Below are 17050 nucleotides of genomic sequence, written 5' to 3' on the forward strand. Positions count from 1 at the left end.
ATAAATTATTAAAGTTTTTGACAATTGAGGTATAAATGGATTAGTAATAAAAATATTTAGTAAAGTGAGTTTTATGAATATAGGCTGTTTTTATATAGGCAAAATTTGCCTATATAAAATTATATGATTTTTTCTATGATGCTCTCTACTGAAAAACCGAATTTTTCAAAAAGCTTATCTGCAGGAGCAGAAGCACCGAATGTATCCATACCGATAACCTCATCGGCAAATCTATACCACTCTAAGCCGCGAGCCGCTTCAATAGCTATTTTTTTACTATTTGGCTTAATTATCGACTCTATATATGTTTTATCCTGTTCGATGAAGAGGTCATAACATGGAACTGAGACAACATCTGCTTCAACGCCTTTTGCATTAAGAGCATCTCTCACTTTAAGAGCAAGCTCAACTTCTGAGCCCGATGCAATCAAAGTTATAGTGGCATCTGTATCGGAAGCTAAAAGATATCCGCCTTTAGAAGCACTCCCTCTTACGGCAGGCGGCAAAATTGAGAGGTTTTGACGCGAACAGACAAAAGCTGATGGAGAGCTTTTCATCTCTAGAGCTATCTTCCAAGCCTCTACATTTTCAGCGCCGTCAGCAGGTCTCCAAACATAGAAGTTTGGAAGTGCACGAAACTGACTTAGGTGCTCTATAGGTTGATGAGTCGGTCCATCTTCGCCTACACCGATACTATCATGTGTCCAGATAAAAAATTGTTGTATTCCTGAGAGGGCTGCGATTCTTGCTGCAGGTTTTAAGTAGTCTGAAAATACAAAAAATGTAGCACTAAAAGGCATTAACGGTCCATAAAGAGCAATAGCGTTAGTAATTGATGCCATTGCATGTTCGCGGATACCAAAGTAGATGTTTCTACCCTTTGGATAAACGCCCATATCAATTAGCTCAGTTTTATTTGAAGGACTAAGATCTGCACTTCCGCCTAAAAAACTAGGAAGAGCTTTTGCAATAGCATTTAAAATTTTTCCGTTTGTACTTCTTGTAGCATCTGCTTTATCAAAAGTAGGCCAAGTAATTCTTGAGAAGTCTGGATTTTGCAGAGCTTCTAGAGTCTCGTTTTGCTCCATTAACGGAAGAGTTTTAAGGCTATGAAGCCACTCACGCTCAAGTAAATCTCCGCTCTCTATTGCGCATCTAAAACGAGCCATAACATCTTCATCTACATGAAAACTTTTTGTCGCATCAAATCCGGCTGCCTCTTTAGCCTGCACAATTATATCTGCCCCTAGCGGAGCACCATGTGAATGATGAGAGCCCTCAAGCTTTCCGGCACCTTTTGCTATTATAGTGTTTGCGATAATGATTGTCGGCTTCTTGTTCTCTTTTGCAGTTGTAATTGTAGTGTCAATCTCATCATAGTTATGTCCATCACACTCTAAAACATCCCAGCCTTGCGCCTCAAAACGAAGGCGAATATTTTCACTTATGCTTAAGTCGGTTGAGCCCTCTATTGTAATACGATTTGAATCATAAATAAGAATAAGATTATCAAGCTTGTTATGTCCAGCAATAGAGCAGGCCTCATAACTTATACCCTCTTCTAAATCTCCATCACCGCAAAGACAATACACATTATGATCTATAACCTTTGCTGTGTCTGAGTTTATCTGTGCGCCCATAAATTTTGAAGCCATAGCAAAACCGACTGCGTTTGCAACACCTTGCCCCAATGGTCCGGTAGTAATCTCTATGCCTTTAGTGTGTCCAGATTCAGGGTGTCCGGGAGTTTTAGAATCTAGCTGACGAAAGTTTTTCAAATCATCAATCTCTAAACCATATCCCCAAAGATAGTAAAGCGAGTAAATCAGACCTGTTGCATGTCCGCCTGAAAAAACAACTCTATCGCGGTTTAACCAAGATGGGTTTTTAGGATTATGCTTTAGATGCTCGCTTAATACAACTGCAATATCAGCCAGACCCATCGGTGCACCTGGATGTCCTGAATTTGCACGCTGAACCATATCTGCTGCTAAAAATCTAATTGTATCTGCCATTTTTTGACGCATTACATTACTCATTATATTGCCTTTGTTTAGTTTATTTATGTCTGTTTATATATTGTCTTAAGAGTTCAAAGAATTCGTTTTTTAACTTCTCATCAAACTTATCTATCTCTTTTGTAAGTGTATCTGCTAGCTCATCTGCTTCCTTTAGCGCCTCTTTGAGTCCTAAAAGCGTTACAAAACTATTTTTTGTCTCATCATTATTTGTCAGTTTTCCCGCTTCATCTGAGCTTTGAGTTACATCTAAGATATCATCTTGAATTTGAAACAAAAGCCCAAGTTTTATCCCAAAATCATAAAGAGTATCTGCTAACTCCTCTTCTTGGACGATAATTGCACCCATCTTAAGAGAAGTTGCAATCAGTTTTGCCGTTTTATTTGTGTGTAGCACTCTTACATCATCTATGCTAAGAGTTCTATTTTCAAAATAGCAGTCAATCGCCTGACCTAAAACCATTCCATTGAGTCCGCCATTGAGTGCTAACTCTCTTATTAACGCAACTCTTGTTGAGTCAGAGAAGGGGGCATTGCTTAAAACCTCAAAAGAGTAGGTGTTGAGCGCATCGCCTGCCAAGATTGCAGTTACCTCATCAAAAAGCACATGTAGAGTCGGTTCTCCTCTGCGAAGCGGTGAGTTATCCATAGCAGGCAAATCATCATGAATAAGTGAATAAGTATGCAAAAGTTCAATTGCGTATGCTGCATAATAAGCTCCACCTATTAAAAGCGGGTTATACGCATTTACAACCCCAAGCAAAAGTGCAGGACGAAATCTCTTACCGCCTGCAAGAAGCATTTTTTGAACTGCCTTCTCATAAGTCGGATGAATACTCTTTGAAGTCGGTAAATGATTTAATAAAAAATTCTCAAAGTTGTGCATATGAAATTTTACCTAATTTACTTTCACAAAAAACTGAAAATGCTCTCTTGTAAAAAGAAGATACGCACTCTTTTTGGGATTGTCTATTAGCTCTGCTATCTCCTCCTCGTTTTTTACCCCTTTTTTGTTTACCTCAAGCAGCTTATCGCCTAATTTTAATCCATACTGTTGCGCTTTTTTTTCTATTTTAATAATGCAAAGATTTTTATCAAAAGATATTCCTAAAGATTCTAAAAAAGTATCGCTTAAATACCCACCACCTACTCTATTTTGACTCTTTACGCTTACGGTGAGTATCTTATTGCCGCGTTTAATCTTTACGCTGTGAAGCGAACCTACTTCACTAAATAATATATCTCTCATAAAAAGTGCGCTATCTTTGACTTTTTTTCCGTCTAGCTCTAAAATTATGTCATCTTTTTTAAATGGATTCTCTTTAAAAAATGGGTTAGAGCTACTAACAGTTACTGCAGAACCAATATCTTTAACTCTTATGCCAAAATTCCCGTAGGCTACTTTTTTACTATTTAAAAAATGCTCAATGTACTCTTTTTCAATTATCCCGCGCTCTGTTACGATTCCCTCTAGTGCACAACAGCTGTTTAAGAGTAGGCTTGGTGCAAAAAGAGCCTCGCTAAATGTTGCAAAACGATTAAGTCCAAGCTGTTTTTGTACTATTTTACCCTCGATTACACTTCTATTGTCTACACCGAAAGTTCCCAAAGATTGATTTGTATTTATTCTAAAGGGGTATTTGAAATTTTTTTTATCCTCTACTAGATAGAGGGATAGGTACGGGTCATGTTTGAGGATTTTTCCATTTGGCGTAGTTGTTGAAAATATCAGTTTTTGATTATTTTCAAGAGGTATGTGAAGCGAATTTTTTACAATTGCTCCCGAATCAAGAGTTTTAAGTCTGCAGGATTCAATGCCGCCTTTACATGCATAAAGATTTACAAAAAGAAAATTAAGCGCTAAAAGCAGCCTAAGCACTTACTTCGCCCCAAATGGATTCGCACCACCCATTCCACCAAACATACCTAATGCACTATTTTGCCTATTATCTTCTACCATCTTGTTTGCATCATTTATGGCACCGATAAGCAATATCTGAAGTGAATCTTTGTCGCTAAGAAGAGAGTCATCGATATTAATATCAATAACCTCTCCTTTTCCGTTTATGGTGACTTCAACCATACCGCCACCGCTTTTTACCTTGAAAATTTTAGACTCCAGCTCAGCTTGAAGTTTCTTTGCATTCTCCTGCATTCCTTCAAGCATCTTGCCCATATCGCCCAAATTTCCAAACATCTCTTAAATCTCTTCTAAAATTTCTTCAATGTCGTTGTTCTCATCAACCAGAACAACTCTAGGCTTATATGTCTCTAACTCTTTTTCGTCATAAGTGGCATATGCAACTATAATGATTTTATCGCCTTTGTGAACTTTTCTAGCAGCCGCTCCGTTTAAACAGATATCTCTTTTGCCGCGTTGTCCCAATATAATATATGTTGAAAATCTCTCACCGTTATTGATGTTAAGTATCTCAACTTTTTGTCCAACTCTCATCTTTGAAGCCTCTAAGAGCTCCTCATCTACAGTAATAGAGCCGACATAGTTTAGGTTGGCGTCAGTTACGGTAGCGCGATGAATTTTGCTGTACAACATCTCTATTGTCATTTTTTACATTCCCATCTGTTTTTTCATATCGCATGGTGAAATAGGCTCATCCCACACTTCAGAACTTATAAGATACTCCTCAACGACTTTTCCGCCGATTATATGTTCCTCTATAATTCTGTCAATTTTTTCTTTAGTCAGTGCCGCATACATAAAATGTCCCGGTTCAACTAACATAACAGGACCTGAACTGCAGCGATTCAAGCATGATGTACGAATTGGCTGAACCGTACCCATAACGCCCTCTGTCATTAGCTTTTGCGCTAAATGCTGAAAAAGGTCTTGTGTCTCAGGTGTAACACATGAAGGTTTTGGCATCCCCGGAGGAGCCGATTGTTCACACTTAAATATATAAAATGCCGGTTGAGGAATTCCCATAAATACTACCCTTAATTAAAAATTTTTGCAATTATATCAAAAATAATCGTATAAATAATAATGCGCATCAAGAAGTTTTGGCGCTTAAGATTTATATTACTTTTTTTCTAATATCTCTTTGACAACTTCTCTATCATCAAAAGGAAGTTTTTCATCGTAGATAATTTGAAAAGACTCATCTCCTTTTCCAAGAATTACTACTACTTCATCCTCTTGCTGCTCGTCAAGCGCCATCTGAATTGCTGCTCTTCTGTTTAGCTCAACGCTAGCAATAGTTCTATCTTCTATACCCTCTAAGATATCATCTACTATTGCTTGAGGGTCTTCATTTCTTGGGTTATCACTTGTTATGTAGAGCTTTTTTGCCAAGCTTGCAGCGACCTTTCCCATAAGAGGTCTTTTACTTCTGTCTCTATCTCCGCCTGCTCCAAAAACAACCAAAAGCTCTTTCTCTTTTAGTGCGTTTAAAACCTGCTGTATGCCATCTGGCGTATGTGCAAAATCGACTATAACATTTGGCTCTTGGCTTACCTGCTCCATTCTGCCGCTTACTCCCGCAAAATTATCTACAACTTCGCAAACCTCTTCGAGCTTTTTACCGCTTAGTATATGAGTTGCTGCAATAGCTGCCATTAGGTTATAAAGATTAAAGAAACCATGAAGAGATGCAGTAAAAGGTACAACATCTTTGAAGTGCTGTATTATTCCGCTTGTTGCATTATTTAATGAGTATGCAATGAGTCTATATGTAGCACTGTTTTCTATGCCGTAAGTAAACGTATTTTTAAAATTAAACGATGCTTTTGGCTCATCTTTATTTATCAGTTTTTTGCCATCATCTTGAAAAAAGCTGTTTTTAACTGCTATGTATTCACCGATAGTTTTATGATAATCTAGATGATCTTGCGTAATATTTGTTAAAATTTTAAGTTCAAAGTTTAAGCCCTCGACTCTTTTTTGAGCGATTGCATGCGAACTTACTTCCATAATAAAAAATTCACAACCTGCCGTTACTGCCTGATAAATATGCATGTAAGTGTTTAAAACCGATGGCGTTGTTAAGCTTTTGCCCTCAACAAGTGCATCGTTCATAAAAAAACCGCGAGTTCCCTGCAAGGCGCATTTATGCCCTAAATCAAGCAAAAATGAGTAGATAGCACTTGCAGTTGTTGTCTTACCGTTTGTTCCGGTAATTCCGACAACTTTTATCTTATCTACTCCAAAAAGTTTAGCAATATCTTTTATGCTAATAATAGAGTGAGCACCTCTTTTTTTTGCATCTTCGAGATATTTCTCGTTTTGAGCGGTCAGTACAAACGCCGTCTCCTTATCACACTCTTGTGAATTTTCGGTTATATACCTAAACTCCTCTTCGGGTAGTTCAATTTTCAACTTTTTTGCCCTTTGCCAGCTTCTTGAGTAGTTTTCTAAGTAGTGCGTCGCTTGGATAGACGCTAAGCGCATTCTCCAAATAGGTCAGTGCCATATCCGCAAAGCCGTTTTCTATAAGGTTATCTAAGAAATCAACAAAATCCTCTTTTTGAGTAATAATTACCCTAGTTGAAAACATTATATTTTCAAACGTCTCTTTAAAGCTCTCTCCTGCATCTATCAATGCTTTGAAATCTTTATATAAAATCCCATCTTCAAACTCTATTCTATCGCGAATAGGCTGTGCAAAGACCTCACTGAGCTTCTCCATTGAGCCATCCATATTTTGGAGAATCTCACTCATAATGATGTCTGCTTGCTCTTTGTCTTCCTCTTTTAATATCTCATAGTAATCAAAAAGTGCTTCAGCTCCACCCTCTCCACTTAGTGCCATTTCAGCAAGTATAACACCGTTATACGCCTCTTTTGAATTAGGAAAATTTTGTAGTACTGCAGCAAACTTCTCTAATGCATTCTTATAGTCTGACTTGGAGAAACTATCTTTAGCTTGTGATAATACTTTATATTTACTTATTGCCATGTTCTCCTCCTTATAATTTTTATAGCTTATCTATTTCGTCTTCCATACCTATAGGTACATTTATAGCTATTATTTCAGGGTGTATATCCATTTTAAGTTGTCTCTCTACGCCATATTTCAATGTAGTGCCACTACTAGCACACCCCACGCAAGAGCCTTTTAACTGTATATAAACCTTTGAGTTTCTTACTGTTAGAAACTCTATATCACCACCGTCTAGTGCTAATGATGGACGAACCTTATCTATAACACTCTTTACCGGACCCATTAATTCTTCATCTGTAAATGGTATCATGACCATCCTTCATAGTTTATTATTTACATAAGATATGCAAATAATGCTTAACAAGTGATAAAAGTTATCATCTATTGTCTCAAAGAAAGAATTTCATGAACGTATGAAGGCTTTCTCATTCCGACTAGAATATAATCGACACTTTCTCTATTTATTAAAAAATTAATAGCGCACTCTTGAATTGAAGCATTACACTCTTTAAAAAACTCTTTTAGCTCTACTCTTGTTCTTTTTGAGCACTCATAAGCAACCATTTTTCTGTACTCGGTAAGAAATATTTCTATTAAATTGAGTATTGCTTGAGTATCACTCTCTTTGGTTTTCTCTAAAGTTTTTTTCATATGAGGTACTATCTGCGAAAACAAAAAAAGATCATAATCCCCAATCCATCCGAATTTGTGTCTGCTTGCATCTAGTTGCTCTAAAAGGTTATATAGTGGCTTTAAAGCCATATTTTCACAAACTTCCATAAGCTCATTTAAGCAGTTATAGTAATCTTTACTCTCATCATAATCAGCTAGTCTATACATCAAATTGTTATATTTTGCATTGAGCGGTCTATTTGCTAAAACTCTTAAGCCACTCTCTTTTGCCCATGAAGCGCACTTTAGCCCCTCTTGTTCTAACATATTTATCGGAAGCTCTATTGTTGTAAAGCTATGAGTGTTGTTTCCTACTATCATCGCAGCATTATATGCTAGTGCCGTCAAATCCTCATAAGGCAAAAACTCATCGCTTGATTGTGGTACGGAAAAGCTATTAGAGCTTATGCCGTATGAGCCAATCCTTCCACTTTTAACTTCCTCTTCAAGACCCACAAAAGCTTCTTGCAATCTTCTATACATCTCATCTAATCTCTCATCCTTAGAGATGCCCCTGTTAATTGCATCTAGCAAGTAGTACTCCGGATTATGAATTAGATAACAATCAAGCCTCTTCATCTCTAATCTATCTAAAGAGGCGCTTAGCTGCTCATGCATAAAAGATTTTGCTATAGAGTGGTAACAGTTATCACTATACTTTACTACCTCGTCTTCATTTTGGATTATTGAAGGATTCTCTTTATAGTTTAGTAGATTTGTTCCTTGAAGATACCCAAATTTACTCACTATCTCTATTTCATCTCTCTTGTTTTCATCAAACTCTCTAAAAGCAAGAGCAATAGCGCGCTCAGCTCCACCGTCCATGTAGTTGGGGGATGTGTCTATCATAGTTATACCGGCTTTTATCGCTTCTTTTAATGCCGTAATGTGCTCTAAATTTATATCGCTTATTCTATAAGTTCCAAATGCGAAATTACTCATAATGTCTCACTTTTTGTTAAAGTATTTTAGAATTGGGAAGTTTCATCAAGTAAATGAAAAGTTTTAAAAGCGCAGTTCTTTTGTATGTAGATTTAATGCTGAGTTAGCCCCAATATTATAAAAAGAGATAAAGCAAAAGAGATATTTTATATGAATGAAATATCTCTTTGTAAACTCTTTTTGTCTATTAGTTATACAAGCTCTATAAATGCCATAGTAGTAGCATCACCGCGACGAATACGAGTTCTAGTAATTCTAGTGTATCCTCCTGCACGATCAACATACTTAGGTGCTATCTCATTTACTAAAGTCTTAGTTGCTTCTTTACTTTGAAGCGCCGCAAATACTGCTTTATGAGCATTATTATCATTGCTACGAGCAATTGTAATAAGTTTTTCAACATAAGAACGTAGTTCTTTTGCTTTCATGACAGTAGTCTCAATTTTACCATGTTCAATTAACGAAATACTAAGGTTTTTAAGTAAAGCAGCACGGTGTGCACTTGTACGACCTAGCTTACGATATCCATGACGATGTCTCATCTATAATTCCTCTTTTTACAAGCTTATGAAGCTTCTATTTTCTTTTTTAGTCCACTTACAATCTCATCTGAGAGATCACTGCCGACTTCATATCCAAACTCTTGAAGTTTTTCAACAATCTCATCATATGACTTTTTACCTAGGTTTTTAACATTTTTAAGATCATTTATACTCATCAATGCTATTTCACCTATAAGTTTAATATTTGAGCGATCAAGACAGTTAAAACTTCTAGCACTCAAACCTAAGTTATCAATATGCATGGTCAGTTTCTTTAAGTCAGGACTCTCTTCAGATCTCTCAATTGTAGTAGGAGACTTAACGCTTATTTCACTGTTAAATACAGCTAGTTGAGCATACATAACTTCAAGAGAGTTTCTAAACGCATCTAATGGAGAAATTTGTCCATCGGTTCTTATGTTTATAATCACTCTCTCAAAGTTAGGGTTATCTTCTACTAGTACGTTTTCGATTTTATATGTTGCGCTACGAACAGGAGTAAAATAAGCATCTAAAGCTATATATCCCTCTTCTAGTCCATCATGAGTATCCTCACTAGCAATATAACCGATACCTTGCGCTATTTTAATTTTAAAGTTAAGTACAGAGTCTTCATTTAGTGTTGCTAAATGAGCCTCCGGTGTTACCACTTCAACTTCGCTATTTGAAAGGTCGCCGCCTTTAATAGTACAAGGACCCGCAAAGCTGTAATTGACTTCTGCCTCTGTAGCATCATCAAGTAGCTTAAATCGAATCTCTTTTAAGTTTAAAATAAAATCTGAAATATCCTCAAGCATACCACGCACTGAATCAAACTCATGCTTAGCACCTTCAATTTTTATAGCTACCGGTGCATAACCGACTGAGCTACTTAACAAAAATCGGCGAAGTGGATGAGCTAAAGAGATAGCATAGCCGGTCTCAAAAGGATACGCCATTATATTAGCTTCATTCTCACTAATCTGCTCTACCTCAAACTCTTGAGGAGCAAGTGGAGTAGTTTTAATCTTTTTCATGTCTCTTACGCCTTTTATATTTTAACTATTATTTTGAGTAAAGCTCAACGATTAAACGCTCTTCTACAGGAATAACAACCTCTTCACGCTCTGGTAAGCGAGTAAATATGCCGAATTTTTTATCAGCATCAATATCAACCCATGGAGCTAATCCAGTTTGATTTGTAAGCTCAATAGCACGATTAATTTGAGCATTATTCTTGCTACTTTCACGAATCTCTATTTTTTGACCCGGCTTAACACGGTATGAAGGGATGTCTAATTTTGCGCCATCAACTAAAAGGTGACCATGCGTAACAAGCTGGCGAGCAAAACGACGAGTTGAAGCAAATCCCATACGATAAACTACGTTATCTAATCTTTGCTCAATTAAAGTAACAAGGTTTGTACCTGTATTACCCTCTCTTCTCTTTGCTTCAACGAATAGTGCACGGAACTGCTTCTCAGATACGCCATACATGAATTTTGCTTTTTGCTTCTCATTTAGTTGTAAACCGTATTCAGATACTTTTTTACGACGTTGACCATGTTGACCTGGAGCATATGGGCGTTTCTCTAAAGCAGATTTACCTGCTAAGCGACGCTCTCCTTTTAGGTTAAGGCTAACTCCAAATCTTCTCTCGATTTTTTCTACTGGACCTCTATATCTTGCCATCTAGTCAATCTCCCTTATACTCTACGACGCTTAGGCGCGCGGCAACCATTGTGTGGTAGTGGTGTAACATCTTTCATAAATGTAACACGAATACCTTCAATACCACCAACTGCTTTTGTAGCAGTTTCACGACCTGAACCAGGACCTTGAACTTTAATACCAAGCTCTTTGATTCCATGAATTTGAGCTTTTGCTACTGCATCTTCAACAGCTGCTTGAGCTGCAAATGGAGTAGATTTTTTGCTACCTTTAAAACCAAGACTACCGGCAGAAGACCAAGCAACCATGTTGCCCATCTCATCCGTAATAGTTACAAGAGTATTGTTAAATGATGCAGAGATATGACATATACCACGTGCAATATTTTTCTTTACTACTTTTTTTCTAACAGCTTTTCTTTTTGCCATCTATTAATCCTTATGCTGCGCCGACAGTTTTGCGTTTACCCTTACGAGTACGCGCATTTGTCTTAGTTTTTTGACCACGACATGGAAGACCACGACGATGACGAAGCCCTCTATATGAACCTAAGTCCATAAGTGCTTTAATGTCCATTGCAACTTGTTTACGAAGATCACCTTCAACAATATGACTTGCGCGAATCTCTTTTGTAATCGCTGCTACATCATCTTCACTTAGTTCGTAAACTCTTTTATTGTAGTCTATACCTGTCGCATCTAAAATCTTGCGAGAAGCATGAAGACCAATGCCATACACGTATGTTAGGCCATACTCAATTCTTTTCTTTTTAGGTAAATCAACACCAGAAATACGAGCCATGATTATCCTTGTCTCTGTTTATGTTTTTTAACTTTGCAGATTACTCTAACAATGCCTCTTCTTTTGACAACCTTGCAGTCATCACACATCTTCTTAACTGAAGCTCTTACTTTCATCGAAAGTCCTTATACTATATTTATCTTACCAAAAGCTACGCCAACGGCGAGAGGAGCAAGCCTCTTATAAGCTTCACTATTTGCCTTTACGCCAATCTTTACTGCATTTAGGCAAGCATCTCTGTTTGCATGCCAATACTTTTATCTATATATCACTATATAGGTAAAAATACTCTAGCTTAATGTCAAAACAGCAAAGTGGATGTGGATTATACACAAATAAATGTAAAAGATTTATTAAAGCACTATGTTTTATATAAGATTATCTGCTTTTACTCTTTTTTGTCACAGCCTAATCCCACAAAACACTTACCCCATACTCATAATTTAAGACTATATGCTTGTTGTAGTGGATTTTTTTGCCATACTTTTTGCTCAGAAGCTCCACCTCAATAGTTTCATTCTCTAAAAGAGAGCGCACCTCCTTATATGTAAGCCACTTTCCATATTTTGCAAGTGAGTTCTGCCAGATACGAAAGTCACAAGAGGCATCCTCTCTTAGCTCAAAGAGCTCCCCATCCTCTGTTTTCCAGTTTGCATTTGAACATGCATAAAGTTTGACCTTTTTTCCGCGCACCTCTTTGTCACGCACTTCAACGGAACCGTCTTCGCAATATGGACATTTCCCCAAAATCATTCTATACCTTTTTTTAATGCCATCCTACTAAAAAAGAGATGTGTTATAAAATAATATTTCAAAATGCAATATTTATTTTACAATTTTATAAATCACTAAAATTAAAAACCATGCCAAAATCATTGTAATTGCAGTATGACTTATGTAATGATGCCCCATTAGCATCTTATATAATCCCATACTCCAGCCTATTGTAATCGCCGTAACAAGGGCTATATATCTATTTTTTTGCTCCTTAAAAAGAAAGAACAGCGACATAAGAGCAAAACCGCCGCTTGCATGACCGGCAGGATAACACTTGAATTTTTTTATAATCTCTTGCGGTATACTCTCAAGCACCCTTATGTATGGGTACTCTCCGCCGAAATGTTGAGAATCACATGGGCAAGGTACATTTGTAACTGATTTTAAAATTCCAATGACAAGTGGAATAACAACAATACTAAGCCAGACTATAAGCAAGCCTCTTCTATACTCTTTTAATGCCTGTACAGAATCTCTAAAGGAGTATAGATACAAAAATAGAATTAAAACTTCAAAAACTATAATTGCCTTTTTTATACCCGTATAAAAAAGCATATCTAATAAGCTTCCGCTTTGATGGTTCAAGAGCCACTTTTTTGTTGCTGTGTCATAAAAATAGTTTTGAACAAATATATCGATATTTGTAAATTCAAAAAGAAAAAACAGAGAAAAAAGGCAAAAAATCGTAACTGTGATTTGCCTATTGAGTCTCATATCTATCTAGTCCTTTTTTATGAATAGTACTCGCCCCCTGATAATAACTGATAGCCTCTGCTTTTAAAGGTTCATATATCTTTGTCTCTTTATACTTTGTGTCATATATATTTTGTTCAACAACTTCATAACTTTTAATCTTTTTTGTAGGAGACAGTACCAGAAGCTTATTCTCTTTATAAAGACCAAGCTTTTGGTAAGTACCGATCAGCGCACGCTCTTTAAATGACGGGCTTAAAATATCACTGCCGTAAAACTTGCTTTTATATGACCAGTTCAACATACTAAAAATGGTTGGCATAATATCTATTTGGCTAGAGACCTTATCAATGACTCGAGGTTTTAATATTTCAGGCGCATATATGATTAGCGGAATATGATATTTGTCAAGAGGCACCTCTGTTTTACCCGCACTTGTGGAGCAGTGGTCTGCAACAATTACAAAAACAGTATTTTTAAACCAAGGTTTCTCTTTGGCCTTTTTTATAAACTCTCCGATTGCATAATCCGTATATTTAACGGCTCCTTCTCTTCCCGTATGTGAAGGTATGTCTATTCGCCCCTCCGGGTAATCATATGGTCTGTGGTTTGAGGTAGTCATTACAAAACTCATAAAAGGTTTGTGTGCTTTGTAGGAGAGGTCAGCCTCTTTTAAACTCTTATTGAGCAAATCCTCATCGCAAACTCCCCATACAGTATGAAAAGTGTCCTCTTCATCGCTAAAGTCTGTTCTATCTACAATATCAAATCCATTATTTGAAAAAAACTCGTTCATATTGTCAAAGTAGCCATGTCCGCCATATATAAATTTTGTTTCGTACCCTTTATTTTTAAAAATAAATCCGCTTGAGTACATGTTGTGATTATCTGGTCGCTTAACAATTGAGCGCCCCGGTGTAGGCGGTACAGAGAGGGTAATTGCTTCCATCCCTCGGACTGTTCGCGTTCCTGTTGCATAAAAATTGTTAAAAAAGAGACTCTCTTTTGCAAGAGAATCCAGATTTGGTGTCAGCTCTTTCTCTCCGCCGAGTGACTGAAGGAATTTTCCGCTAAGACTCTCAACAACAATCATCACTACATTGTAATCCTTCTCTTCACCTGACTTGACTATCTCTCTTGTTATATCATTTGAGTTTAAAAATATAGAGCCATCTCTATCAACACTCTTTTTTAGGTTTGAAAAAACACTCTCCTGTTTGTCTGTTATATAAAAAGTATCATAATCAAGGCTATTATTTCTAAATGCCGCAAAAAGAGAGTAGAGACCTGATTTGGCAAGTTCGTTGCTGTATTGATTCTTGGATATTTTTGAAAAATCATCAGTGACGGAAGCAAAGGAGACAATAGGGATTAAAAGATAGATAAATGCAGGTCTTAGGCGCTGCTTGATACTACTTTTGGTATTTAAGATATTTTCAATATAACCGAGTTTGAAAAGTATATAAAAAATTACTCCTGCAATAGCGGCTATTACACTAAGAAGTACGTCCATAGGATATGACTCACGTATATTTCCTATTACTTCTTTCGTATAAACCAGATAATCTACTGCGATAAAATTAAATCTAACGCTAAATTCATCCCAAAAAAACCATTCGCTAAATGCCAAAAAAACTGCTCCAAAAAGCAGCATATATGTAAAGATATAAGCGGCATAGCGATGAATAGTGTGACTAAAAAACTTTTGCGGCATAAAAAAGAGATAAAGAACAAAAGGGATAACCAGATAACCGGCACTCACAAAATCATAAAATGCTCCGATTAGATATATTTTTGCCATCTCTACAAAAGAGAGTTCGATTATATCGATAGATTTAACCAGGAGCACCGTTCTTGTAATCGCTGAAATAAGTAAAAAAAACCAAAAAACCAAATTTATAAAACTATATCTGTTTGTCATATTTTCTTTCATATGCAATATCCTTAAATAGAAAAATTGCAAAATATTAAATAAAAGATATGAAGCAGCAATGAAATTTAAATGAAGTTTTTTTCATCAACAGTATGAACGAATTGTCATCTTGTGTTCATATTGTTTTAATAAAATGAGTCTATTGTTTCATTGAAAACAGGCTCTATATAGATAGGAGAAAATTTGAGAAACCAGCCAAAATACAGTTTTTTTAAAAATACAGGTTATGCACTAAATGGACTAAAAGATATAGTTAAAACGGAGAAGTCCTTTAGAATCGAACTTCTCCTGAGCGCTGTTTTACTGCCTGTGCTGTTCTTTTTGGAGATAGCCCTAACCTACAAACTGCTGATGTTTATATCCCTTGGCGGAATGCTGATTGCCGAAGCCGTAAATAGCGCCATTGAAAGAGTTGTGGATTTGGTAACACTTGAACATCATCAGATGGCAGGCCGTGCAAAAGATGTAGGCAGCAGCATAGTTTTTTTAAGCATTGTCGTTTTTGTAGTGACATGGACGGCTATTTTGGTAAAAGTTTTATAAGTATGAGAGTATTAGTTGTAGAAGATGATGAAAAAATCGCCTCTTTTATCAAAAAAGGGCTTCAGGAAGAGTCATACAGCGTAGATGTTACAGAAAACGGTTACGAAGCCATTTATATGATCGAGACAAACAGTTACGATATTGTTCTGCTTGATTTGATGATTCAAGGCCTTGGCGGAATAGATGTCTGCAAAAATATAAGAGCAAAGAGTATAACAGTTCCAATTATTATGCTTACCGCAAAAGATGAGCTAAAAGAGAAGGTCAAAGGGCTTGACAGCGGTGCAAACGACTATCTCACAAAACCATTTGCATTTGAAGAGCTTCTTGCCAGAATACGGGTTAAACTAAGAAACTCTTCAACCACTTCAAGTACTATCAGCATAGCAGACTTAAGCATAGATAGTGCAAAACGTGAAGTAAAACGCGCGGGCAAGAAGATAAACCTTACAGCAAAAGAGTACGCCCTGCTTGAGTTTTTAGCAAGGAACAGCAAGAAACTGCTGACAGAAACTGTCATAAAAGAGAATATCAGTGACATGGCACAAGAGAGCATGAGCAACATAATAAATGTGTACATATATAGACTGCGCAATAAAATAGACAAAAATCACAACCTAAAACTTATTCATACTGTTCGCGGTTTAGGCTACATACTGAGCGATGAAAATGTTTAAAAGTCTAAAACTAAAACTACTCTTTTATTTTTTCATAATAAATATAGCTGTTCTGTCCGTTTATGGCGTGTTTATCTACAACACGGCAAAAAAAGGGGTTTTAAACACAACCGATGCAGAACTTAAGATGATATCCATAGATGTTATCCCAGACTTTAAAAAAGATGGCTATGAAAGCGCAAAAAGTATAGCAGATGAGCTTATAGACGAATTTTCAATTGAACCTTTGTTGGTAAAAATCATCTATTATGACAAAAAAAGCAAAACAATAGAACATCAAACACTCTCATCAAATGAGCATAGCGAACTCTTTAATATACCGTTAAATGAGATTGGACATGTGGGCAGTATATATTATTTTGACAAAGACTCTTACCGTGTTAGTTCTATGCTGATATTTGACAAAGAAGAGAGCAAGGTTTTTATACAGCTTGCCATTGAGAAAAATATGGATTCTCCATACTTAAAACAACTCTATTTCGGCTTAATAATTACGACGCCAATTCTTTTAATAGTGTTCTTGATTATTGCCAATATGCTTATAAACAGAACTCTCTCACCTGTAAAAGAAGTTATATATTCGGTCAAATCAATATCTGCAAATAATCTCTCAAGCCGAGTAAGCACAAAGGGGATTCCAACTGAAATCAAAGATTTAGTGGCTACTTTCAATCAGCTTTTAAACAATCTAGAGGAGTCTTTTAATAAGATAACAGACTTTAGCAACAACGCGTCACATGAGCTTAAAACACCACTGACAGTAATACGCGGGGAGATTGAAGTAGCGCTAAAGCAAGATAGAGAGCCGCAGGAGTATAAAGAGGTTCTAAAAAGCATCCTTCAAGAGAGTATTAGCATACAAGAAATGATTCAACAACTGCTCTTCCTCGCCAAAAAAGAT

General features: G+C 36.5%; 22 protein-coding genes. 3 read left to right on the forward strand and 19 right to left on the reverse strand.

Features of this window, described 5'->3' with window-relative positions; translation table 11 throughout:
• Positions 1–119: 119 nt before the first annotated feature.
• The 19 genes from tkt to M0Q20_RS02075 form a co-directional block, all read right to left on the reverse strand.
• The gene (gene tkt, locus M0Q20_RS01985) at positions 120–2039 is read right to left on the reverse strand and encodes a transketolase (RefSeq protein ID WP_295058345.1); all 1920 of its coding nucleotides are present in this window, start codon (positions 2037–2039) and stop codon (positions 120–122) included.
• Between the two features lie 19 nt (positions 2040–2058).
• Positions 2059–2904 (reverse strand): polyprenyl synthetase family protein, encoded by an 846-nt coding sequence (locus M0Q20_RS01990; RefSeq protein ID WP_295058346.1) that lies wholly within the window; start codon positions 2902–2904, stop codon positions 2059–2061.
• 12 nt (positions 2905–2916) lie between these two features.
• Positions 2917–3897: a PDZ domain-containing protein gene (locus M0Q20_RS01995; RefSeq protein ID WP_295058348.1), complete on the reverse strand. Its 981-nt coding sequence runs from the start codon at positions 3895–3897 to the stop codon at positions 2917–2919.
• The gene (locus M0Q20_RS02000; protein ID WP_295058350.1) at positions 3898–4215 is read right to left on the reverse strand and encodes a YbaB/EbfC family nucleoid-associated protein; all 318 of its coding nucleotides are present in this window, start codon (positions 4213–4215) and stop codon (positions 3898–3900) included.
• A 3-nt stretch (positions 4216–4218) separates the two neighbouring features.
• Positions 4219–4584, reverse strand: coding sequence for an aspartate 1-decarboxylase (panD, locus tag M0Q20_RS02005; protein WP_295058352.1), 366 nt, complete (start codon positions 4582–4584; stop codon positions 4219–4221).
• Positions 4585–4587: 3 nt separating this feature from the next.
• Complete coding sequence (locus M0Q20_RS02010; RefSeq protein WP_295058353.1) at positions 4588–4962, reverse strand: (2Fe-2S) ferredoxin domain-containing protein; 375 nt, start codon at positions 4960–4962, stop codon at positions 4588–4590.
• Between the two features lie 96 nt (positions 4963–5058).
• Positions 5059–6354, reverse strand: coding sequence for a UDP-N-acetylmuramoyl-L-alanyl-D-glutamate--2,6-diaminopimelate ligase (locus M0Q20_RS02015; protein ID WP_295058355.1), 1296 nt, complete (start codon positions 6352–6354; stop codon positions 5059–5061).
• Entirely contained in the window at positions 6344–6934 is a 591-nt protein-coding gene (locus tag M0Q20_RS02020) for a hypothetical protein (RefSeq protein WP_295058356.1), read from the reverse strand. The genes M0Q20_RS02015 and M0Q20_RS02020 overlap by 11 nt, the downstream gene beginning before the upstream one ends.
• 19 nt (positions 6935–6953) lie before the next feature.
• A complete protein-coding gene (locus tag M0Q20_RS02025) occupies positions 6954–7229 on the reverse strand; it encodes a NifU family protein (RefSeq protein ID WP_295058358.1) in 276 nt (91 codons plus the stop codon).
• A 71-nt stretch (positions 7230–7300) separates the two neighbouring features.
• A complete protein-coding gene (locus tag M0Q20_RS02030; RefSeq protein WP_295058360.1) occupies positions 7301–8533 on the reverse strand; it encodes an aldo/keto reductase in 1233 nt (410 codons plus the stop codon).
• A 191-nt stretch (positions 8534–8724) separates the two neighbouring features.
• Positions 8725–9075: a 50S ribosomal protein L17 gene (rplQ, locus tag M0Q20_RS02035; RefSeq protein ID WP_295058362.1), complete on the reverse strand. Its 351-nt coding sequence runs from the start codon at positions 9073–9075 to the stop codon at positions 8725–8727.
• Between the two features lie 23 nt (positions 9076–9098).
• On the reverse strand, positions 9099–10091 hold the full coding sequence (locus M0Q20_RS02040) for a DNA-directed RNA polymerase subunit alpha (protein ID WP_295058364.1): 993 nt from the start codon (positions 10089–10091) through the stop codon (positions 9099–9101).
• A 28-nt stretch (positions 10092–10119) separates the two neighbouring features.
• Entirely contained in the window at positions 10120–10746 is a 627-nt protein-coding gene (gene rpsD, locus M0Q20_RS02045) for a 30S ribosomal protein S4 (protein WP_295058366.1), read from the reverse strand.
• 14 nt (positions 10747–10760) lie between these two features.
• Positions 10761–11153, reverse strand: a complete 393-nt coding sequence (gene rpsK / locus M0Q20_RS02050; protein ID WP_295058368.1) for a 30S ribosomal protein S11 — start codon at positions 11151–11153, stop codon at positions 10761–10763.
• A gap of 10 nt (positions 11154–11163) precedes the next feature.
• Entirely contained in the window at positions 11164–11526 is a 363-nt protein-coding gene (gene rpsM, locus M0Q20_RS02055) for a 30S ribosomal protein S13 (RefSeq protein ID WP_295010078.1), read from the reverse strand.
• A gap of 2 nt (positions 11527–11528) precedes the next feature.
• On the reverse strand, positions 11529–11642 hold the full coding sequence (gene rpmJ, locus M0Q20_RS02060; RefSeq protein WP_295058370.1) for a 50S ribosomal protein L36: 114 nt from the start codon (positions 11640–11642) through the stop codon (positions 11529–11531).
• Positions 11643–11934: 292 nt separating this feature from the next.
• Positions 11935–12279 (reverse strand): hypothetical protein, encoded by a 345-nt coding sequence (locus M0Q20_RS02065; RefSeq protein ID WP_295058372.1) that lies wholly within the window; start codon positions 12277–12279, stop codon positions 11935–11937.
• Positions 12280–12351: 72 nt separating this feature from the next.
• Complete coding sequence (locus M0Q20_RS02070) at positions 12352–13017, reverse strand: phosphatase PAP2 family protein (protein WP_295058373.1); 666 nt, start codon at positions 13015–13017, stop codon at positions 12352–12354.
• Complete coding sequence (locus M0Q20_RS02075; RefSeq protein WP_295058375.1) at positions 13004–14929, reverse strand: LTA synthase family protein; 1926 nt, start codon at positions 14927–14929, stop codon at positions 13004–13006. The genes M0Q20_RS02070 and M0Q20_RS02075 overlap by 14 nt, the downstream gene beginning before the upstream one ends.
• A 183-nt stretch (positions 14930–15112) precedes the next feature.
• Between M0Q20_RS02075 and M0Q20_RS02080 the strand changes: the two genes are divergently transcribed.
• From M0Q20_RS02080 to M0Q20_RS02090, 3 genes are all read left to right on the forward strand, one after another.
• A complete protein-coding gene (locus M0Q20_RS02080; RefSeq protein ID WP_295058377.1) occupies positions 15113–15472 on the forward strand; it encodes a diacylglycerol kinase in 360 nt (119 codons plus the stop codon).
• Between the two features lie 2 nt (positions 15473–15474).
• Positions 15475–16149 (forward strand): response regulator transcription factor, encoded by a 675-nt coding sequence (locus tag M0Q20_RS02085; RefSeq protein ID WP_295058379.1) that lies wholly within the window; start codon positions 15475–15477, stop codon positions 16147–16149.
• Positions 16136–17050: histidine kinase dimerization/phospho-acceptor domain-containing protein (locus tag M0Q20_RS02090; protein ID WP_295058381.1), on the forward strand; the 915-nt coding region annotated here is incomplete at its 3' end. The genes M0Q20_RS02085 and M0Q20_RS02090, both read left to right, overlap by 14 nt.

Origin of the sequence: Sulfurimonas sp. (assembly GCF_023229025.1) — a bacterium.
GTDB lineage: Bacteria > Campylobacterota > Campylobacteria > Campylobacterales > Sulfurimonadaceae > Sulfurimonas.